The 20,330-nt window shown below is 44.3% G+C and carries 21 protein-coding genes and 1 pseudogene; all 22 read right to left on the reverse strand.

Going from position 1 to position 20,330, the window contains the following annotated elements; genetic code table 11:
- Nucleotides 1-34 precede the first annotated feature (34 nt).
- Nucleotides 35-478, reverse strand: a complete 444-nt coding sequence (locus tag LA360_RS07445) for an XF1762 family protein (RefSeq protein WP_112481712.1) — start codon at nt 476-478, stop codon at nt 35-37.
- A gap of 63 nt (nt 479-541) precedes the next feature.
- On the reverse strand, nt 542-1,354 hold the full coding sequence (locus tag LA360_RS07450; RefSeq protein ID WP_330411174.1) for a phosphoadenosine phosphosulfate reductase family protein: 813 nt from the start codon (nt 1,352-1,354) through the stop codon (nt 542-544).
- A gap of 203 nt (nt 1,355-1,557) precedes the next feature.
- Nucleotides 1,558-1,887 carry a hypothetical protein gene (locus LA360_RS07455; RefSeq protein ID WP_112481710.1) on the reverse strand — a complete coding sequence of 110 codons (330 nt, stop codon included), beginning with the start codon at nt 1,885-1,887 and terminating at the stop codon, nt 1,558-1,560.
- 4 nt (nt 1,888-1,891) lie between these two features.
- The gene (locus LA360_RS07460) at nt 1,892-2,563 is read right to left on the reverse strand and encodes a phage-shock protein (protein ID WP_112481709.1); all 672 of its coding nucleotides are present in this window, start codon (nt 2,561-2,563) and stop codon (nt 1,892-1,894) included.
- A gap of 83 nt (nt 2,564-2,646) precedes the next feature.
- Entirely contained in the window at nt 2,647-4,281 is a 1,635-nt protein-coding gene (locus LA360_RS07465; RefSeq protein ID WP_112481708.1) for a DUF8195 domain-containing protein, read from the reverse strand.
- Between the two features lie 85 nt (nt 4,282-4,366).
- A complete protein-coding gene (locus LA360_RS07470; protein ID WP_112481736.1) occupies nt 4,367-6,211 on the reverse strand; it encodes a reverse transcriptase domain-containing protein in 1,845 nt (614 codons plus the stop codon).
- Nucleotides 6,212-6,857: 646 nt separating this feature from the next.
- A complete protein-coding gene (locus tag LA360_RS29590; RefSeq protein WP_263870219.1) occupies nt 6,858-6,992 on the reverse strand; it encodes a hypothetical protein in 135 nt (44 codons plus the stop codon).
- A 70-nt stretch (nt 6,993-7,062) separates the two neighbouring features.
- On the reverse strand, nt 7,063-7,659 hold the full coding sequence (locus LA360_RS07475) for a DUF6550 family protein (protein ID WP_112481707.1): 597 nt from the start codon (nt 7,657-7,659) through the stop codon (nt 7,063-7,065).
- Nucleotides 7,660-7,733: 74 nt separating this feature from the next.
- Nucleotides 7,734-8,279 (reverse strand): hypothetical protein, encoded by a 546-nt coding sequence (locus LA360_RS07480; protein ID WP_112481706.1) that lies wholly within the window; start codon nt 8,277-8,279, stop codon nt 7,734-7,736.
- Nucleotides 8,276-8,689 (reverse strand): DUF4320 family protein, encoded by a 414-nt coding sequence (locus tag LA360_RS07485; RefSeq protein WP_112481705.1) that lies wholly within the window; start codon nt 8,687-8,689, stop codon nt 8,276-8,278. The genes LA360_RS07480 and LA360_RS07485 overlap by 4 nt, the downstream gene beginning before the upstream one ends.
- Before the next feature lie 23 nt (nt 8,690-8,712).
- Nucleotides 8,713-9,588, reverse strand: a complete 876-nt coding sequence (locus LA360_RS07490) for a secretion protein F (RefSeq protein WP_112481704.1) — start codon at nt 9,586-9,588, stop codon at nt 8,713-8,715.
- Between the two features lie 4 nt (nt 9,589-9,592).
- Nucleotides 9,593-10,522 carry a type II secretion system F family protein gene (locus LA360_RS07495; RefSeq protein WP_112481703.1) on the reverse strand — a complete coding sequence of 310 codons (930 nt, stop codon included), beginning with the start codon at nt 10,520-10,522 and terminating at the stop codon, nt 9,593-9,595.
- A complete protein-coding gene (locus LA360_RS07500; RefSeq protein ID WP_334294060.1) occupies nt 10,519-11,901 on the reverse strand; it encodes a CpaF/VirB11 family protein in 1,383 nt (460 codons plus the stop codon). Before LA360_RS07500 ends, LA360_RS07495 begins: the two co-directional genes overlap by 4 nt.
- 104 nt (nt 11,902-12,005) lie before the next feature.
- On the reverse strand, nt 12,006-12,818 hold the full coding sequence (locus LA360_RS07505; protein ID WP_112481701.1) for an AAA family ATPase: 813 nt from the start codon (nt 12,816-12,818) through the stop codon (nt 12,006-12,008).
- Nucleotides 12,819-13,613 (reverse strand): Flp pilus assembly protein CpaB, encoded by a 795-nt coding sequence (gene cpaB, locus LA360_RS07510; RefSeq protein WP_112481700.1) that lies wholly within the window; start codon nt 13,611-13,613, stop codon nt 12,819-12,821. It abuts the gene before it with no gap.
- A gap of 352 nt (nt 13,614-13,965) precedes the next feature.
- The gene (locus LA360_RS07515) at nt 13,966-14,931 is read right to left on the reverse strand and encodes a DUF5688 family protein (protein WP_112481699.1); all 966 of its coding nucleotides are present in this window, start codon (nt 14,929-14,931) and stop codon (nt 13,966-13,968) included.
- Between the two features lie 246 nt (nt 14,932-15,177).
- Nucleotides 15,178-15,588 carry a prepilin peptidase gene (locus LA360_RS07520; RefSeq protein ID WP_112481698.1) on the reverse strand — a complete coding sequence of 137 codons (411 nt, stop codon included), beginning with the start codon at nt 15,586-15,588 and terminating at the stop codon, nt 15,178-15,180.
- A pseudogene (locus LA360_RS31090) lies at nt 15,578-15,703 on the reverse strand (DUF6133 family protein); the annotation flags it as partial. The gene LA360_RS07520 and the pseudogene LA360_RS31090, both read right to left, overlap by 11 nt.
- A 112-nt stretch (nt 15,704-15,815) precedes the next feature.
- Nucleotides 15,816-17,420 (reverse strand): reverse transcriptase/maturase family protein, encoded by a 1,605-nt coding sequence (locus tag LA360_RS07530; protein WP_330411171.1) that lies wholly within the window; start codon nt 17,418-17,420, stop codon nt 15,816-15,818.
- A gap of 798 nt (nt 17,421-18,218) precedes the next feature.
- Nucleotides 18,219-18,530 carry a hypothetical protein gene (locus LA360_RS07535; RefSeq protein WP_112481697.1) on the reverse strand — a complete coding sequence of 104 codons (312 nt, stop codon included), beginning with the start codon at nt 18,528-18,530 and terminating at the stop codon, nt 18,219-18,221.
- 170 nt (nt 18,531-18,700) lie between these two features.
- On the reverse strand, nt 18,701-19,678 hold the full coding sequence (locus LA360_RS07540) for an SPL family radical SAM protein (RefSeq protein ID WP_318653998.1): 978 nt from the start codon (nt 19,676-19,678) through the stop codon (nt 18,701-18,703).
- 86 nt (nt 19,679-19,764) lie between these two features.
- Nucleotides 19,765-20,271: a PDDEXK nuclease domain-containing protein gene (locus LA360_RS29595; RefSeq protein WP_263870269.1), complete on the reverse strand. Its 507-nt coding sequence runs from the start codon at nt 20,269-20,271 to the stop codon at nt 19,765-19,767.
- Nucleotides 20,272-20,330: the final 59 nt, after the last annotated feature.

Consider the following 20,330-nt stretch of genomic DNA (forward strand, 5'->3'; position numbering starts at 1 on the left):
CTATAATTCCAATTTTCGATTCCCATCACCTTCTTTACACCAATTTTTTTATCCATCTTTGCTTTTTACATTGCGGTGCTGTTGTATGTCTGCGCCTGGCAGGTGTATCCCAGGAACCGCCTCCTGCAATCACTTTCTCACATTCCCACCCCGCCGCTTTTAAGGAAGCGCCGGATTCAGAGATAAGGATATAAGTGATGATTCGCTCATACCCCATCTCTTTTGCAATCCGAGCCGCCCGCCCGTATAGGAAACTGCAGGCGTTGTCTGTACCGTCTGTGCAGCAGCGTGTAACTTCCAGCGTTTTTCCATCATCTAAATGCCTGGATACCGGCCTGCCGCACTGTATCACACCACACATTCTGTCATGCTCGGTACATGCAACACGGAATTTATCCCGGTATACGGGACTATGGTGCCTGTGATTTTGCGCGACATATTCATTTGCCGCCTTTAACTCAATCGGTACTGCTTTCATTCACTTTTACTATATAATTTAGTCCCGGTTGGAACGTAAACCTCCTGTTGTTGATTTATTGTTTTAGTCTGCTCCCATGTCCATAAAATCCGAGAGGCATAGCTGCCCCTCAACATTTTTATCCTCCATCCACCACCGGAACACGTCCTCTCCGTACTTCCACTTAGTAGTTTTCCCTGCCGCATGGATTGCCACCAGCATTTTATCAAACGCCCGGATATAAGCAGCCTTGTACTTTGGGAAGTCCGCAAATTCTTTGTAGCGGTTCTTGCCAGCCATCGGACACCCAACACAGCCAACTCTTTTATAACCCATATCATACAGCGGGTTATAAGGCATATGGTTGGAACGGATATAATCCCAGATGTCTTTATGTGTCCAGTCAATGATAGGGTTTGACACGACTCTGCCATGGATCGCGCACCGCTCGATAACCAGCCGCTTATCATCGTTGTCGTTCATCAGGGTAATCCTGTTCTCGACCTTCGGGGCAGTGGCTTCCAGTTGCCCTCTCTTAGAGCGTTTAGTGCTTTCGTCCCAGCGCACGCCCGTTGAGACCAGCCTGTCCGGCGTTGTGTTTTCTTTTAGGATTTCACAACAATAGCGCTGCATCCTGGTGGGCGGCATCTTCTTTTTGACAATTAACTGCCACATGCTCAGTGGTGGCATATGGATATAACATGGAATTCCTTTTTCTTTTAAACTTCGAAATTTCTCCCTGATGTAGTACACAGTATCGGGAGCATCGACTGTTGTGTGAGAATTGTGGGCCTCAAATTCAACTCCTGACCGGATAAATAAATTCAGAAGTACGTCCGAATCCTTCCCGCCGCTGTAAGTACAGATTATGGGGGCATCATAGTACCTCTTTGACATTTCACTTGCTAATTTGATCCGTTCAATGCTCTTCGCCTCTAAATCCAATAAGCGCCGAAGAGACTATCGTTTTACATGGCCACAACTTCTTATCCCTCCTTTTTGCATTTCAATTTAGATTTTTACCAGAGGAATCTATGAAACCTCTTAATTTGAAGGGATTGTGTTTCCTTTATCTGTCCTGTATCATGGTAAAATCCCGGTCACCTGCGGCAGCCGGTATTATTTCTGACGGTCACTTTTTCTTTCCATGGTTCTATTTCCTGGACCTTATGGATTCTTTCACATAAATCAGCAATTCTTTGATAATCTGAATCCGACTTATCCAAGATTGCAAGCAGCTCCTTAAAATACCCGGAAGCCTCTTCGCACCCCTTTAGCTCGGACAGCCATTTGTAAGTCTCGTGCACACGGTCCTGTGGTGTTTTTCCCACCTCTTCTTCGTCCGTAAGACCAAATGGTCCAAGGTCCATCACAAGGCTGTTTACATCCTCTGCCAAGTGCAGGATATAATCCTTTGCTTCTTTATCCATGTGTTTATCCTTTCTCACAGTTACAATTTTCTGGTTTCTTTGATTCACAGCGCTGCGCCGCTATCTTTCTAATCTTCTGGCGCATTTTCTTTGTGTTATGACTGGGTATGGCGCATACTGCTGCTTCTTCTATTGTCAGCTTATCATATAGGAATGCCCTCTTTATGGTCCGCATCTGGTAACAGTCAAATTCCTCTCTCGCATAAAATGCCACCTCTTCATAGGCAAGCCCATAGCGGAAACCTGACAGGATTTCTTCAATCTGTTCTTCATCAAACCGATTATCTGTTGCCAGTTCCATTTCCTGTATGCTTCTGCCAATATAAAACCCATAAAACACTAAATCCATCTGCCTGTAATCGTGTTTTCCATCTGCCACGGTCTGAATCTTCTGAATATCCAGTTTCCGTTCCAGTGCCCCTGCTATTGACCGGATTTCCTCCGGGCCGTCTGAATCATGTATAAGACCGATAAGACTGTCAAAATTTATACCCATCAAATACGCTTTGCGCAAAGCATTTATCTTATTTCTATATCCTCCAACCTCCATGATCTTCTTTACCGTTTCATAGGGAATCCGGTCAGCATATAAAGCCTCCTCCGCTAGATACAGGCTGTCTTTTGACAAGAAGATTTCATTTTTCAGGGTGTCCAAAGTTTTGTTTTTATCGTACATGCTTCTCCTCCTTGAACAACAAAAGAGGAAGATATCAGCATCTCCCTCTTTACTCACTATTTATTTACTTTTTATGTTGCATATTAATCAGGTCTCTGCGGTGCGATATGCCAGTCCGTCCACAAATTACCTTTGATTGTCAGATTATCTGTCAGGTTTAATGATAACATTCCTGCTGGCGTCCAGGCATCTATCAACCATGTATAGGGTGTATATCTGCCATCTGGCATCCATATCGGAGTGAAATGTGTCCTCCGCTTAAATGTACTGTATTGATTCTTTTTAAACTCAAATTCTGAATGGAACCCGCCAGACATCCGTTCCAGTAAACGCCAATAATCTTTGTACTGAAACTCCGGAAAATACGTCACGGCATTTTGAGCGCCGGTCACGGCACTGGACTGGCTCGTGCTTACTGTGCTGTTCACATATTCGTTGAACCCATATCCGCTTTTTAGCGTTTTTCCACGGGCGGTAGGGGATTTATCATCTGGCTGGATACGCATTGTCGCGTTCAAATTCGCATAATATCTATCAATATTGAACTTCCACCAGCCATGGTCACACCAATAGCCATCATCGTCGTCATCCCCGCTGTGCCATACCCAGTAAGAATACCAGTAAGGCCGCCATATACTCCAATCAGCGGACGTACTCTGTCTTTTTGATGGTACTGCCGGCCGCCTGTAACTATCGTTTCGGTCATCAGCTACCGGATTCGGCGGTGGGTTCTTATCTAAATCCACAACTTTCACCCGGATAGTTCCCCTGTCTGTATGCCCTCCTCCCCTTACTGTAACTGGTATTTCCATTGTCTGTGCTGTTGATGGTGTTGTCCAACGTACCCAGGCAAGCTGACTGCCTCCTTCCGGATAGTACACATTATCCACCCGATAGCTTCTCCCTTTTATCTTGAATGTCACAGATACCGGATGATCCGGATCGCTTTGCCCGCCGTCCACACGGATACTGGTAATAACTTCTGTATTGGTACGGTATTCATAATCAAACGTTTCTACCTCTGGGGCCGGTTTCGGCAGTTCCCCGTTAAACCGGACAATACCAAGTCCAAGTGAGGTCTTGATTTCCTGATGTGAGCGGATTCCGGAAGTTGGACCGCCCCATGCGGGATAGCCAAGGTCAGGTGTTTCCAGGAACATGGCAAGTGGCAGGTTCTGAAATGCGACCGTAGGCATCCAGGAACGCACCACTCCGCCTGCTACTTCATCATACAACACCGCTTCTGTTGCTGTCATGGCAACCCTGACACCCTGTAGCGTCACATAAGCAATAGGTTCAATCATAATCCGATACTCGCCGCTGATCAAAACATCAAAGTCCAGGCCCGCATAACCTGCGATTCCCCTGACTACCTGTTCATCCGTAAAATATCTCTTTATTTCTTCTATGCTGGCCGGTCCCAGACTTTGCGAACTGATAATTTTAGGTAATCTCTGCGCCGGTCGGATACATTGGTAGGTGGAACCGGAAATTCCAATACCAGTGCCCGATGTGTAAGACATTTTACTGACTTTTCCAAAATGGAGCCTTATATCAGATGGGCGTTTATTTGTCAAGTCAACGGGTGTTCCCACTACTTTGTTGTCACTCGTGCTGATTACAGACACTCTCACCCCCTCGTCCCCAGGGGACCAGAAATTGGTTGAAGAACCTTGCCCCATGCCCCCACACAGGGTAAGCGCCCAACGCCTTGCCATATTGCTATGGTAGGTTTTCAGACACTCCCCTCCGAACCGTACGGACATCTCTCGATGTATACGGCTCTCCGTTTATCTATCAGTTTTAGTCTAATTTACCTGCGTGCAATTTTTGATGGCAGTCCAAGCAGAGTACCATCGTTTTTCTTTTCATAGCAATCATGTGACGCTCCCAATTTTTCTTGCCTTTGAGGTTTTTCAGCTTTTTGACATGATGAATTTCCATGGGTACATTTGTTGCCCCACAGTATTCACACATATTCGCTTTTAATCTTGCAATTAACCCCGAACGTCCATATCTTCTACTAATTGACGGAACATTGTCAACACTGGCACTGGTTATCACCTTAATATTTTGCTTGGTGAACCCCTCGTTGTACAAAAACATTTTTTGTTTTCCCTGTTTCGTTTCGTACTCTATGCCAAATTTCTTATCATACCCAAACTGCTTTCTGATTTGACCTATGCGCTTTTGATACTTTCTGCCATAGGTCTTAAACAGGCTAAACTTCATCACATAAAAGAAATTGTTCAGCACGCTCACATTGTCCGCAATCCGATAATAATTGTAGAATCCACGGATTTCAGAATTATACTGCATGAGTATTTCAAGGTCATCATTGTTGACTAAATAGTTTCTGTGAACAGGTTTGTAGATTTCTTGGTTATTGTTATTCTTGTCATATTTGATTTGCAAAGCACCGTAGTCCAACAGTTTACCCAACCACTTTTCTTTTGGAACGTAAAGCTGTATTCTGCCCATGCGTGTACGTCTGGTCTGACCGTTTTTGTGACGCTTAATGCTTTCGTCTTTGGTGGTGTAGATTTCATATCCCAAAAACTTAGCTTTGCTGTCACTACTATGCGTAATGAGCGTTTTTTCTTCGGATAACTCCAATTTCAGCGTTTCAGCCAGATACTTTTTAATATCCGCCTTGATATTTTCCGCATCTTCTTTGCTTCCGATTACTCCGCACAACCAATCATCTGCATAGCGTACATACACAAGTCGCTTGTAGCCCTCGTCCATTGGATTTGAGTAGGGCAGGGAGTGCATTTGTTTCTTTAGACTTTTTGCATATTTGATAACAGGTTTCTTTTCTTCGGCGGTCATACATTCCCATTTGGCTTTGGGATATTTCTTGTGACGAATGTATTTTAGTTTGTATTCCCATTGCCTGTATTCCGGGTTGTTTTCCTTACCGTTACCTTGGTCAAAGCCATTTTTGTAGTTTTCCATGTACTTATCAAACTCATCTAAATAGATGTTTGACAGTATCGGACTAATGATAGAGCCTTGCGGGGTGCCAGAATACGTTTTGTGATATACCCAGTCCTCAAGATACCCTGCTTTTAGGAATTTCCACACCAATGCCAAAAAATATTCGTCCTGTATTCTCTTACGCAGTAATGCCACCATGATTTGATGGTCAATGTTGTCAAAGAAACCTTTAATATCCCCCTCAATGAACCATTTCACCGCTGTAAATTCACACTTGATTTGCTTTAGGGCTGTGTGACAGCTGCGATTTGGCCTAAAACCGTGGGAGCGTTCACTAAAACTGTCATCATAAATACTTTCCAAAATCATTCTGACGATTTCCTGTACCAGCTTGTCATCAACTGACGGTATGCCCAATGGGCGCAATTTACCGTTTTTCTTTTTGATGTAGGTTCTGCGTGCTGGTTTTGGCTGATAGCTGTGGTTTTTCATCTGCGCTATCAAGCCGTTAATCCTGTTCATTCCCATTCCGTCAATGGTTTTGCCGTCTGCTCCTTCTGTCATATTCCCCTCGTTGGCGTAGATATTTTGGTATGCCAACAGGTAAAAGTCAGGGTTGTACAGATTGCGGTACAGCCGTTCAAATTTGTAGTTTTCATTGCAGGATTTTGACTTCAAACTGTTTAATACATCAATCGGATTTCTCAATGCCTCACGCACCTTTCTTCAATTTGTATTAAAAGATAAACTGTCCCCCTTCGCCGCGAGGAATTTCACCTCATGTAATTGGCATTACCCAATCGCAGACTACTATGGGGACTCTGTTACCATGTCGGATATTCAGTGTCATCTTCCTTGACTTTTTACATCTTGGAATTTATCCCCTTTCGGCATTACACATAGCTATTTACATAGCGTTCCGATTTAGGCAATCTCCGCTTAGACCATTAAGAACACAGCTTGTTAGATTGTCGGATATGACGTTCGCCTTTTCCCATTTACAATGGGTGGTTGATGCTAGTATCACGAACTCTTGCACGCGGGCGGGTATGCAACTTCAACATCACTCTGACTTTTCAACTATCCTTACATCAGCGGCTCGACTATGCCACCTCAGACTGTCATTCAAGTAATAAAACTTTTATCCTCATATCTAACCTTTTACCTTGCCATTACATCTAAGCCATGATAGTTAGGCTCATTTACGGCGTTACAGACATGCTACACTCCCTGCGTTGTTTCCATTGCAGATAAGTCTGTTGGTAATCGTGCGGTTAATTTAATAACCTTTGATACTTTTACACGACTGTCTTGCCAAAGACAGATTTCTTAATAGTCCACATGCATAGTATTTCTACGCACTTACGGACGCAGCACCGCCATCCAGATTTCCATCTCCCACAGCATAGGCAGGAATGCTCTGGAACAGGAACAGGCTCAGAAGCAAAACAAACATACACAACTGTCTGACTCTCTTTCTGATTTTCATTCATTCCTCCAAACAAAAAGCACCGCCTGACTCTGCGATGCTTTCTGACTTTCTTTCCTTATTTCATGTTTCAGTCCATGCTTCCGATCTTGTTACCATTTTCATAGATATCACTATCTTCTATTACCTGTCCTTCTCCAATATCATCAATCCAACCAAAACCCGGCGCATAGATTTTACCTTCCTGTGATTCTCCTTCCGGTGCGGCTCCTGGAACGGCATCTGTTTCTGGCTGCTGTACTTCGTCATGTTTTTCCGGAACAGGCGCACCTGTAACAGTTTCTCCATCTGGTTTCTGTGCCGGATTTTCAAGGACCTCCTTTACAGGTGTCTCCGGTTTCGTTACCCTGGGCTGTATATTCTGGGCCTGCTGTCCTGCATCCTGGACGGCCTCTGTTGAAGATTCCGAACTGGGTTCTGTCTCTTCCTCTGTACCCGGCGCAGCCTTTTCCGTTTCCTCTTTCTTACTCTCTGTCTCTTTTGGTTGATCCAATTCTTTTTTATCAATTTCCGGCTTTACAATCCCTTTTTCTGTAGACTGGCTCTCTGCCAGCTTATCTTTTGCTTTCGGGGGCTGTTTGAAATTCCCTGCAATCATAACCGCAAGTACAATACCGACTACCACACAGACCGTAACAATCATACCTTTTTTCACTTTATCACTCATATGGTTCTCCTTCCTGTCTCAATCATTTTGTCGCATCAAACATACTATATTTTTCCAATTCTGTCTACCAGTTTTTAAAATACTTCGATATAGCCGGCCTGCACCTTTAATTTAATCTTCATTTCTGGCAGACGTTTTCCCGCAAACTGAACCGGTACTCTTAATGTGACGACTGCATCAATCTCAAATCTCTGTTCACCTTCCGGGTTCCCCGGTGCAAGCGGCGCATTACGAGCAGTCACACTTAAATCCGTCACGCTGTATTCCAGCACCCCTCCCGTATATTTTATATGTTTTCCTGATTCCACCCTTGTACCAAGGATTTTATCCATTTCAGCCAAAACCTCCCCTTCCTCTATGCTATCCCGGAAACTCCCATGATCCGGCTGATACCCTCCGCTGTAGCCTTCCCGAACACCGTGATACACATTGGCATAATTATCATTTACGGTTATCATGACCGCCTCCTGGGCGGCGTCCCTTACCCCATTTGCAATAATCTTTAGCCGGTAAAATTCCAGGAACCCACACATGATTAGGAGCAGCACCAAAGTGACCGCAACCACAAATGGAAACGAAGACCCCTGCCTATCCTTTACACACTGAATCAAACGTTTCATTTATGATATACCTCGCTCTTCCCAGTGGCGCTTGCCCTCAAAGTAATTGGAAAAGAACCAAAATTTCCAAACAGTCCAAGATTCCGCGACAACGTTAATTCTACCGTGATTTCATGGTTTAACTGGATATCACCCGTTTCTGACCATTCAACCTCCGGCTCCAATCCGGTACGTTCACGCAGCACCTGTTCTCTCCTGGCTGTTTCGGTCCCTACCCTCCCACTGATTTCAGCTTCCCGGCATAATTCTTCTGCAAATGTATCTAACTGATTTTTAGCAAGGAATACCGGAAACACGCTGACAGCCAGCGCAATCACCAACATGGCGCATAATACCAGCACACAGATGTCAATATATCCCTCCCCACGGTTTGTCCTTAATATCCCTTTCGTAACCGGAATTTTTTTCATGTTCCTTACCTCCTTCATGCTGTCTAAAACATCCCTCCCAGCGACTTGATGATTTCAAATACAATGATGGCAAGATAGGTGAGCAGGAAACACATCAACATAAGAAAAGAAAACACTCTGATTTTCGGCGGTATCTTCTGTGCCTCGCTCTTTAATTTTTGAAGTTCCAACTGTTTAAAGTCATGGGCAAGCATTTGGAAATATACCACACTGTTATCTCCCCGCAGAACCCCAATCAGCCCCCGTACCACATCAGACAGCATGGGAGAGTTCAGACGCGCCTCGAACCGAGTGAGCGCGGCTTCATAACTGGACGATCTCATGTCCGCTGCTAGTACCCCCAGTTCTTCCCCAAACTCCATTCCAGCATTTTTCCGAAAATTCTCTATCATGGACAGAACATCTCGGTTATTCTGCAGTTCCTGTTCCAGATTGGCAACAAATCTTGGCAGTTCGTCCTCGATTGACTTTCTTTTTGATTTAAGTTTCTCGTCCGCGCGCTGGATCTCTTTGAAATAGACCATGACTGCCAAAAATACAAGGATAGGCATCAGTAATGGAAACAACAGCAGGCATGGAATAATTCCGGTCATCAGTAATCCGGCTTTTGTCAGTGCATAAGCTTGGTATACTTCCGGTGTCATTTTAATCCCGGTTGCTTTCAGCACATTCGTCATCCTGCTCTTCCTGTACTCGTCTATATGGATTACATGAGCCAGCCGCATAGCCCCCTGCAGCACAAAAGCATCTACCGCCGCTGAACCCTTTTTATTGTTCCTTCCCGTGTCCATTAGTGCCTTTTCTGTTTTCATATATGGCATTTTTAACAGGTCTGCCGCCAGAAAGAACGTCCCCGCAAACAGGAACCCTCCGAATAATATCAGTAAAAATAAAGACATTTCTCTACCTCCTGTATTCTATCGGTTTCGTCAGCCTGACCACTACCGCTGTGGAAACAAAGATGATTGCCGCAGTGACCGCAAGAATTATCTGCCCCATCGGGGTATGCATCAAAGTATCATACCAGCTTTTATTAAGGAAGTAGAGCAGGGGAATATTGCCGATCACAAATATCGCCATTGTGATAAATTCTTTTCTCGGTTCCACAATCAGGTATTCCAATTCCGCGTTGACTATCCTGATATCGCTCAATTTGGATACAATCGGTGTCAGAGTAGTCTTTAAGCTCCTGTCATACTGGCAGTCACATAAGGCGTCGCACCATTCCTGGAATACATCGTTGTCGATTTTTTCCTTCAGTTCTTTCAATGCCTCATGGACATCCGGATTTACAAGGTTTATGCGCACAATGAAGTCCTGAAATACACGCTGGACCGGAGGGTTCAAATATTGAATGTTCTCCTCGATTGCGGTCAGAATGTCTTCCGTCCGAAGATAACCCGTTGTGATAACGCTCAAGGCTGTCTCCAATTCCGCAGCAACATTCTTCTTATAACTGCTGGCAGACAGGATTACATACCAGAAGGGAAAAAACATAAAGCCAACGGCCATCACCGGCGCTAAAAAAAAATTTCCAATCATGATAGCGATGGAAGCGCCGATTGTAAACAGCACCAGGGCCGCCGCACAGATAAGGGAAAAATGCTTTTCCCTCCCTGTCATTTTCAGTACCTGCTGGGCCTCCATGATTGCCTTTTTCAAAAACTTCACTTTTTTCCTCTTTGTCGCGGTATGGATTTCATTACGGATATTAGATGGCTCCTTTGCCAGAAAACCAAATAGTCCGTCTGTAAATTCCATTGGCCGGATTCCGAATAGCAAAAAACCACCTACAATCAGCCCCAGGCAGGCAAAAAGCTGTATACTTGTCAAGATTCCTCCCCTCCCTCACCCTTTGCGTGGAATCGGTTAAGGGTTTCCATCGGCATCCCGTTTTCCAGCAGACGCTTATATAGCCCGTCTGAAATACTGTTCATTACCCTGTGCTTTCCGTTCACTACAAAATAGTCTCCTTCCATCTGGTTTTCCAAAATCTCATACTGATACAGGGGGCGGTATTTCCGCGTCCCGTCCGGCTTGATCTCACACTCCATGATTTCCATGATTACCCTTTGGCGGTTTTCCAACTGCTTGCAGAAAACGATGATTGGATATGCTTCTGTCACATATCCCATCAATGTTTCATCTGACATATCCACGGCACGCTTACAAAGGGACACCATACGGCGGTAGGTAGCCTCACAGGAATTGGAATGGATTGTTGTGACAACTGCCACGCCGGTCCTGGCGGCTTCCTGTGCTGCATTGGCCTCCGCCCCCCGCATTTCACCAACCACCAGGATATCAGGATTAAAGCGCAGGGCGACATCCAGAAGGGCAATCTGGTCAATCCTCTGGCGGTCATTCTCGCTGTCACGCGTAAGTGTATGTACCACAGAATTTACTACCCTTCCATCATCCTCCCTCACCAGGTCTAACTCACGGCTGCCGTTTTCAATCGTGAAAATCCTTTTCCGGTCCGGGATTGTGGTAAGCAGCCAGCCGGCCACCGTTGTTTTCCCGGAACTTGTGGCGCCGGCAACACACACGGAAATTCCATACCGGATACATTCGCTTAAAAAGTCCAGCATCTCCCCTGTGGCAGTCCCGCCAGAAATGAAATCCTCTTTCCGCATGCTCTGCGGGTTTACAATTCTGATGGAAGCAGCAAGCCCCACCTCTTCGTCCACAACCGGGGTTTTTAATACAGCGATACGGATATTTTTTGCCAGGGTTCCAGTAACAACAGGGCTTGCGTCATCAAGGATTGTCCCGGACACATGGAGCATCCTGCGGATCACATTGATCGCATGTGCCGGGCTATCAAAGTGCTCCTCCAGCTTCTCTGTCCCGCCGCCGCTGTACTGGACCTCAATATCCTTCCAGCTATTGATGTCTATCTCTTCAATCCCTTCTCCAAAGATGTATTTTGTCAGGAATGAAAACTCTGCCATTTCCGTATACAGGTTATCAACAAGTTCTTGGTTTGACATGCCCTGGACGGCGACCCGGTTTTCCTGGACATATTTTGTAATATAGCGCTTCATCTGCCGTTTCACATCCTCGCTGTTCCCATCGGTCAAAAGGGAGCTGTAACGGCTGGCAATATGCTCCTGGACTTCCTGCAGCACCGTAGCGAAGTCCTTCCCCTCTACGGCCGCAAAGAATAGATCATCAGCACCCTTATTCCCTGCATCTGTCGGTTCTATCATGGCGGGTTCCACCGGAGCTGCCTGTACCGGCATCAGTTCCTGCATCCTTGCGCCCCATTCAGAATTTTTCCCCTCGTTAAATACTCCTCGTGTCTTCCTTTCCCCTAACATCCGTATACCTCCTTAGCAATCTTTACTATTTCCTGATTAAAACCACGGCTCTTTTTCCCCTCCAGGCCAGCCAGCAGGTTTCCCGCCATTCCCTGTTCTGTAACTTCAATTGCAGACGGAATCCGGAAGCTGACTGTTCCAAGGACCTGTTCCATATGGCTGACAGCCTCCTGCCCTTTAATATTATTGATTGTCTTTAAGTGTCTCTCTGTTTTCCACTTTGCTTCCTGCAGTAATGGTAACTGGCTCGCCAGATAGCTGATTGATTTAAGGTCACAGTTTACCATCTGAAGGACGGCGTCTGCTTCCATTAAAGCAACTGCGGAAAGAATATCATTGGCGATATAGCTGCTGCAGTCAATGATGATATAGGAAGATAATTCCCGCAGCCTGGCAAGAAATTCCAAAGCCTGCTCTGATTCGTAGGGAGCATAGGAATATTCGTTTTCCGCCTTTAGCATACCGAGCATTGCCAGGTACTTTATTTTTTTATGGACAATACAGTTCTCTTCAATTAAACCTTTTGTGACATGTGGCGCAGCCAGAATATTACCAAGGGACCATGTATTCTCCAACTCGTCCATCGGACAGATACAGGGGATCATTGGCACGGTCATATCAGTGATCACCAAGATCACATTCTTCCTTTTTTCTGCCAGGTACTTTGCAAGTTTCACAGATATCGTTGTTTTTCCGCAGCCGGGGCTCCCCCAGACAGCCAAGACCTGGGCCCGCCGCTTTCCTGTTTCGTGTTCCTCTTTGCTTTCAGATTTATCCTCACACCTTTTGCCCTTGAAATTCAGCATTTATTCTGCACTCCCTTCTGTCTCTCCTTCGGGCTGTCCAGTTTCCGGTTCCGCCGTCTCCGCTTCCGGTAGATAAAGTTCCTGCAGCGCCTGGTCCTGCTCTGCAATAAACTTCGCTGCATTCTCTTTTGTCCCCCTGTATACCAGAGATATATGCAGGTTTCCGTCCTTCTCCATCATGGCTAGTATCCTGCTCTGTTCCGGGGTTGCAAGAAGCGTCACCGTGCTGGGCAGCTCCTTTTCCTCTGATTCCTCTGATTCGCCTGTATTGGCGTCATAGCCGCTTCCTGCAGTTACGGCAATCACTTCAACATATTTTAATTCCGGCGGGATTACGGTATCACCCTGCTTCTGATAATCCGGCGCGATCACGGATACAATATCACCTGATTTAAGTTTTCCAGATAACCCGGTTGCAAATGATTTCACCGATACAGAAATAGCCTGTTTCTCACCTGACAAGTTATATAAGTAGGCATTTTCTGCAGCCGGTTCGTCCGCGACCTTGCTGTTAATGATGTAATCACCTGCAACCATATCCGCAGATGCATATTTTCCAATAACGCTGTCCTTATTTTTCATGACTTCGGGCGGCAGGTTTAAGCTCCCCACCTCCACCGTCCGTACCATATCACCCGTGATTTTATCCCCGATTTTAATATCCTTTACCACCCGCACGATTTCCACCTTTTTACTGATTTCTTTATTAAACAGTGGGGTTACCCCGAAGCAGAAAAGCAGAGACACCACAATGCATATCGCTCCGAGTACGGTACGGCTTTTTAATATTTTCATAATTCTATATATTCCTCCATATAAATTAAATTTGCGTACCTGTCAGCTATGCAGTAACTGTAAATATAGAAATTCTACATAGTTGACAGATACTTACGGTATCTGTCAGAGGTGAACACCGCTTTCATGCCGGCCTCCAACATCTCCGTGTGTTCTTTGATTTTATTGCTACGCCCTTTCTTCTCTGCTATGATTCACCTCTAACTCAACCGGACCGAGTTTAGCTTTTGAACCAGGCATGGCTGTGTATGCAATCCCACAGATTGGGTGAGAGAGAAATTTTATAGTGTTCCTGTACTGTCCGGTTAAATCTGATTTGTCTTGTAAGTTCACTCTGTTTTACCTCCGAAAGCTATCTGCTTCTATGATGTGGTTTTGATTTTGAAACGCTATACTCCTGTGTTAATTCTGCTCCGGCGAGTTTTAAGCTATGGCCGTCAAACTCATAAATGTTATCCGAAAGTCTTTCCTTCGGTTCAATTTCCTCTTTGTTAATGCTGGACACCATCTCTTTTAATCCTTCCACATCTTCTGTTTGAGACTTTGGCAAAATCAGCACTTCATTAATAGAACATGGAAGAATATAATACTCTTCCATCATTTGCTTTTGAACTTCTTTTAAAACTTCCGGGCACGCAATTACTGCCGCTCCATCAATGCCGTTGTCAGTCGTCAGCACCTGAAATGGTTCCGCCTGACCCCTCATTGAGATGGCTTCAGCTACTTCTTTGTCTATTCCTCTGTCCGACAACATTTTTGCTATGATACCGCCCACACTCTCAAGCTTTGCTTTTCTACCTGTGTTTGCTTTTGCAATTTTTAATGCCTCTTCTTTTGTGAGCTGCAGATGTGCAAGTAGTGGTTCCGTTACCTTTGCAGAGGCCACTAAATCCTGTCCCGCATTGTCAAACCTCCATTTTGCAAAAACCGCAAGGTCCCCCACACGCTCGTGTGGAATCTCTTCCAGCCACTCTTTATTGCTCTCGTAACTAACAATTCCGGCATACAGATGGGTGACAGCAGTATTTCGGTCCATGCTTCCTATATTAAAATGGGTTAGTCCGGGTGATGTCTTCATGAGTTCAAACCTTATACCAAAGACAATACTGCTCACAGGCTTCCCGCCTTTCCAGTCTTGATAATAAAAGTCCGGATAGACGATTGGTGCCAATGAAATATTGTCAAACTTGATTATGATGCCTTTCCTAAAACCATTGTTGTTTGGCATATCCATTTCTTGTAGTTTTCCACCACTTGGCTCCATGGCCTTTTCTAATTCCGAATAAAAATCGTTATAATATTGTTGTTTATCGTTCATTGCATCAGTACCTCGCTTTATTTAATATGTGCCTTGACCTTACATCTCTGGGTAAAAACAGACAATATACCTTCGTAATAATCCATATCTCTTATCATGCGGCAGGGGATTCCTGCCGCCGTGGGGTTATCTCACAATGTATCTCCTTTTCCTGCGGCACTTCCAAAGTGCCAGGACAGCGCCCACAAAGGTAATGGGAGCCGCTATGCAAATACAGTAAAATGCTTTTCTTTTCATTCAATCCTCCTATCTGATCAAATATCCCGCCGCACACCCTACTGATAAAAAGGGCACCAGCGGCACTGCAGTCACCTGCAGCTTTTTACAAATTTTCATTACAGCGGAATATGCAAGGACCAATGACAGCCCTAAAACAGTTGCAGCTATCCCTGCGGGAAGCCCCAGAACAATCCCTGCGGCCGCCATCAATTTGATATCTCCGCCTCCCATGCCTCCACAAAAGACCGCCGCCAGTAAAAATGGAAGTGAAACTAAAATCCCCCATAAATTCCGTGGCTGAAAAGAAAGCGCAGCGGTCAGTGCAATCATCACACATAAAGCATCAGGCACCATTCTTTTTTTAATGTCCATGGCCGATGCTGCTAAAAGTAAAAGTATAAATACAATAGCCTGAACTTCCCTGCCATTATCCGGCATAGTTAAACATTTCAGTGATGCGGCGCGTTAAAGTAGGTAACACCGTATCACCAAACAAAGCATACAGTCCAGCCAGCAATAAAGCGCCAATTACAACAGCCATTAAAATTTTGAGTAGGCTAGGCCCCTGGCGCCTTACCGCTTCACAGCGGCAGGTTTCCAAATGCCCGCCCCCGAACCGGACTTACACCTCTCGATGTATCCGGCTCTCCATTTATCTATCAGTCTCATTCTCCAGCATGTAAACGTTCCTGGCACTGTACGCACAATACAAGTGCCTCACGTTTTGGAACAAGATCAATCTCTGGTTTGGCAATCCCTTTTTTTACATTCTTGAAGCCGTCCTCATAGTAATACAGAATCTTTTCACCTTGTTTTGTCCGGTACTTTACCCCAAATTGCTTATAACCGTATTTCTTTCGGACTTCGCTGATATGGAGCTTATATTTTGCCCCAAAGGTTTTAAACATGCTGAATTTCATCACATAATTAAAGTGGCCGAGGACACTCACGTTGTCTGCGATCCTGTAATAATTATAAAGCCCTCTGACTTCAGCATTGTATTGCCGCACGATCTCTAAGTCATCTTTGTTGATGAGATAACTTCGGTGGACAGGGTTAAATATTTCTTTTCCGTCCTGATACTTGATTTCCAAAGCCTTGTAATCTATGAGTCTTTTCTGCCATTTCCCACGGGGAACATACAATTTAACTCTGCCTCTTCTGGCAAGTCCCATGTAGCCGTTCCTATTTCCACACACTCTTTCATCATCCGACGCAACAATTTCATAGCCAAGGAAATGAACCTTATCATGGGCATTGGTTATCAAGGCTTTTCCTTCTGACAGTTCCAGCTTCAACGTTTCTTCCAGGAACCGCCCAATATCTGCCCGGATTTCTTCTGCGTCCCTCTTGCTGCCGATTACTCCACATAACCATTCATTCGCATAACGCACATAAAACAGACTCCTGTAACCGCTGTCCCTCTGCTCATGGTAATGATACTTCAGCAATCCCTTCTGGTTTCCCTGAATTGGGTCATACAGCATTTTTTGTTCTTCCTGCATGTAATTCTCCATAAACCTGTCCAGTTCATTCAGATAAATAGATAAAAGAATTGGACCGATCAAGGTGCCTTGCGCGGTGCCGGAATAGGTCTTGTGAAATGTCCAGTCCTCCACATATCCTGCTTTCAAAAATTTCCATATCAATGCAATAAAATATTCATCATGGATACGTCTGCGTAAAATGGTTATCAGTACAGCGTGGTCAATCTTCTTAAAATAGTCTCTGCCATCGCCCTTTATAAACCACTTTACGCCTGTGAAAGTGCTTTGCATCTGAAGCAAGGCAGTATGACAGCTTCTGTTTGGGCGAAATCCATGAGAAGCGTCAGAAAATATTGGTTCATAAATGCTTTCTAATATTAGGCGCACGATTTCCTGCACCATCTTATCGTCAAGAGACGGAATACCCGACAGGCATCTTCTTCCACCTTTTTTTTCAATGTAAGTGCGGCGTGCGGGGACTGGCTGATAGCTGTGGTTTTTCATGCTCTCCATAAGCTTCTGTATCCTGTCCATACCCATGCCGTTTATGGTTTTTCCATCTGCGCCTGTGGTCATAAGTCCCTCACTGGCATAAATATATTGATACGCCAGAAGATAAAATCCCTCATTATACAAGTTACGGTACAAACGTTCATAACAATAATTTCCATTACATGCTTTTGATCTTAGACTGTTTAATACATCAATCGGATTTCTCAATGCCTCACGCACCTTTCCTTTCTTTGCATTAAGAGATAAACTGCCGCCCTTCGCCATGTACATGGCTTTCCCCTGCTCAGACTACTATGGCGGCTCCGTTGCCATGCCGGATATTCAGCGTCATCTTCCTTGCGTTTTCAGTTCTTGAAATTTCACCTTGCGGCATTACGCATAGCTTAAAAAAGCGTTCCGGTTTAGGCAATCTCCGTTTAGACAATTAGAAACACAGCTTGCCAGATTGTCGGATAGAACATTCGTCCTTTTCCATTTATTATGGCTGGTCAGTGCAAATATCACGGACTGCTGTGCCTGCTATCTACACAGCTCCTGCACCGCCTGGCACCTAAACTATCGTGTGCCAGAGGCCCGACTATGCCCCCTCGGACTATTCATAAAGCAATCAAGCCTTTATCCTCATATCTGGCCTTTCTCCTTGCCCTTCAGTCACAACCGTGATAGTTCGGCTGACTTATGGCGTTGCCAACATGCTACACTCCCTGTCCGGTTTCCCTTTCAGATCAGTTGGTTGGAGAGGATTGTGGGTATAAACCCCGGATATTTCTCAATCCCCGCTTTGCTAAAGCAGATTTTCTAACTGTCCTCGTTCGCAACATCATTGTGCTGTTGTTACTCACTTACGGACGCACTGGCAGTATCGACAAATCCTTCCGCCTTGTTATTGCTCAGGGCTGCTTTTACTTTCATTCCCCTTGTGATCAGATAATCCTTCATTTTTGTTTTCATTCACTTACCTCCTGGTTTGAATTAATTATTGCAATTGTTTTCATAAATAAAAACAGGCTGATGTCTGGTCAGCCCATTTCATGTTCCTATGTATCCTTTTTCACTAATTTATACCACTTAGCGTGTTGTCCTATTGTTTTTATTCTTAATTGGTGGATTCAAATACACCCGTAATTCATCCGCACATGGTACATATTGCTTCCCATTTTCCTCACAAAAGAAAATATCAAACACCTTTCCACCTGCAGCTTTATAAAAATCTTCATAATTATATGGGTACTTGCTCCATGGCTCGTCAGATGATATAAAACCAAGTTCACGATCCTCGCGTGACTTAAAGACGCGCGCATAAAAGTCTCCATCCGCCTCATTAAATGTCCGTAATGGGTAAAAATGGAACCCTCCATATTCAAAACTTTTTCTCTCCAAAGTCCCACACTCTTTTCCTACAAAATATTGAAAGCAACTTGATGCAGCTCAAAACACCTTATCAACTCACACTCCATCAATTAGGTTCATCACGAATCCGGTTCATTTACATGTCCTTTCTGCCATTTGGCGGCTATATACAGAGGATATTTCATTTCCAAACCCTGATTTTATGATTTGCTCAGTAATCTCAAATTACAGCAGTCATTCCTATTAGGATTAAAATTATCCCGCCAATATTCATAATGCTCTGTGACATCCTCACAGACTGTTATCTCCTGTATCTTTATTTTTTTAAGGATCTTCTGCTTTTCAGCCAATGGCAAATGACTGTATCCACCTTGTTTCAGGTTATACTTGCTGAAATCGACATCGTGCAGCCAACCTTTAATCCAACTATTCACCCGCAAAAATTCCACTACACAACGGTTGATTTTCAGCGTATTCAGCGTATTAAAATCCATGAAATCCTCTATCAAAGGACTCAGCCGAATTGCTACATCGTATCCATCAGACTGTAATTTCTGTAATGCTTCTATCCGTTTTGACGGAATGCTTGCTTTTTCATATGTCAATGCTCTATTATCATCTAAAGTTGTGACTGTGATCTGGATATGGGCCAGCTCCTTGTCCAAAATATCCAGATATTCGGGCTGTGCAACCAAATGGGATTTAGTTACAATAAGATATCCAATACCGCACCGGTTCATTTCACGGATGGTTTCGTATGTTACATGATGTTGAGCCTCGCAAGGCTGAAAACAGTCCGTCATTCCCCCCATGCGTATGATGGTTCCCGGTGGCATCTTCTGAATCTTTCTCTTTATTTTGGCAATATCCGCAATGCTTGGCTCTGTAGGGTTCCAAAATCCCCTAAAGGAAAGAAGCGAGCGTGCATAGCAGTAGTCACAGTTATGTTGGCAACCACATCCGTATGTATCAAGTCTGGTACTATATTTGCATTTATCCCCCTCGTTCCCTTTTACTTGCTTATAAAAACTCTTATATTCGCTTTGTATGCCTCCTTTATTTCTTATCTTTGTATGGTCTGGAAATGAAATGTTATCCCTGTTATTGCGGGGTACAATACTGCCCTGTAGTCTCCTGGTAAAGCATCCAGGAATGTTCTTTACACCACCCCGCTCTATTTTTCAATTTATAGACAAAAAAAGCAGGCTGACGAATCAGCCCACAAAATTGGTATATCATTATTTAATTTAGATTTTTAAAACTCTCAACAATGTTGAGAGTTTTGGCTGTTATCCACCGTATCATATAATTCTTCCAGTTTTTTCTGCAATATTTCTTTGCTAATCAGCTTCGTTCTGTATTCTGAAATCATTGTGGAAGTCATATTACGGCTCAATGCGTATTCAACAACATCTTTGTCTTTGCTCTTGCAAAGGATAATACCAACACTCGGGTTCTCATGCTGCTTTTTTACATCGCGGTCTAAGGCTTCCAGATAAAATTCCATTTTGCCTAAATACTCCGGCTTAAAATCATCAATTTTCAAGTCAATCGCAACAAGGCACTGCAATTCCCTATGGAAAAAGAGGAGATCCACAAAATAATCATTTTTTCCAACCTGTAAATGATATTCCTCACCCATAAAGATAAAATCCCGGCCAAATTCAAGAAGAAACTGTTTCATGTTTTTTAAGATGGCCTGCTTTAGATCAAATTCTTTATAGGGTTCCTGCAGATTCAGAAATTCCAGCATATATAAATCCCGTATCATGCCAGTTGTTTCCGTATAGTCCACTGCCGATGGTGCTTTGCCGTCAGAAAGCAAAACTC

Origin of the sequence: Enterocloster clostridioformis, assembly GCF_020297485.1 — a bacterium.
Lineage (GTDB): Bacteria > Bacillota > Clostridia > Lachnospirales > Lachnospiraceae > Enterocloster > Enterocloster clostridioformis.

Coding starts and splice junctions, on each gene's coding strand:
- LA360_RS07445 (WP_112481712.1), bottom strand. CDS start 478: ATGAAAGCAGTACCGATTGAGTTAAAGGCGGCAAATGAATATGTCGCG.
- cpaB (WP_112481700.1), bottom strand. CDS start 13,613: ATGAAAATATTAAAAAGCCGTACCGTACTCGGAGCGATATGCATTGTG.
- LA360_RS07455 (WP_112481710.1), bottom strand. CDS start 1,887: ATGGATAAAGAAGCAAAGGATTATATCCTGCACTTGGCAGAGGATGTA.
- LA360_RS07500 (WP_334294060.1), bottom strand. CDS start 11,901: ATGATAGAACCGACAGATGCAGGGAATAAGGGTGCTGATGATCTATTC.
- LA360_RS07465 (WP_112481708.1), bottom strand. CDS start 4,281: ATGGCAAGGCGTTGGGCGCTTACCCTGTGTGGGGGCATGGGGCAAGGT.
- LA360_RS07515 (WP_112481699.1), bottom strand. CDS start 14,931: ATGAACGATAAACAACAATATTATAACGATTTTTATTCGGAATTAGAA.
- LA360_RS07485 (WP_112481705.1), bottom strand. CDS start 8,689: ATGAAAAAAATTCCGGTTACGAAAGGGATATTAAGGACAAACCGTGGG.
- LA360_RS07480 (WP_112481706.1), bottom strand. CDS start 8,279: ATGAAACGTTTGATTCAGTGTGTAAAGGATAGGCAGGGGTCTTCGTTT.
- LA360_RS29590 (WP_263870219.1), bottom strand. CDS start 6,992: ATGAAAATCAGAAAGAGAGTCAGACAGTTGTGTATGTTTGTTTTGCTT.
- LA360_RS07490 (WP_112481704.1), bottom strand. CDS start 9,588: ATGTCTTTATTTTTACTGATATTATTCGGAGGGTTCCTGTTTGCGGGG.
- LA360_RS29595 (WP_263870269.1), bottom strand. CDS start 20,271: ATGATACGGGATTTATATATGCTGGAATTTCTGAATCTGCAGGAACCC.
- LA360_RS07520 (WP_112481698.1), bottom strand. CDS start 15,588: ATGCCGGATAATGGCAGGGAAGTTCAGGCTATTGTATTTATACTTTTA.
- LA360_RS07505 (WP_112481701.1), bottom strand. CDS start 12,818: ATGCTGAATTTCAAGGGCAAAAGGTGTGAGGATAAATCTGAAAGCAAA.
- LA360_RS07450 (WP_330411174.1), bottom strand. CDS start 1,354: ATGTCAAAGAGGTACTATGATGCCCCCATAATCTGTACTTACAGCGGC.
- LA360_RS07460 (WP_112481709.1), bottom strand. CDS start 2,563: ATGTACGATAAAAACAAAACTTTGGACACCCTGAAAAATGAAATCTTC.
- LA360_RS07475 (WP_112481707.1), bottom strand. CDS start 7,659: ATGAGTGATAAAGTGAAAAAAGGTATGATTGTTACGGTCTGTGTGGTA.
- LA360_RS07530 (WP_330411171.1), bottom strand. CDS start 17,420: ATGTACATGGCGAAGGGCGGCAGTTTATCTCTTAATGCAAAGAAAGGA.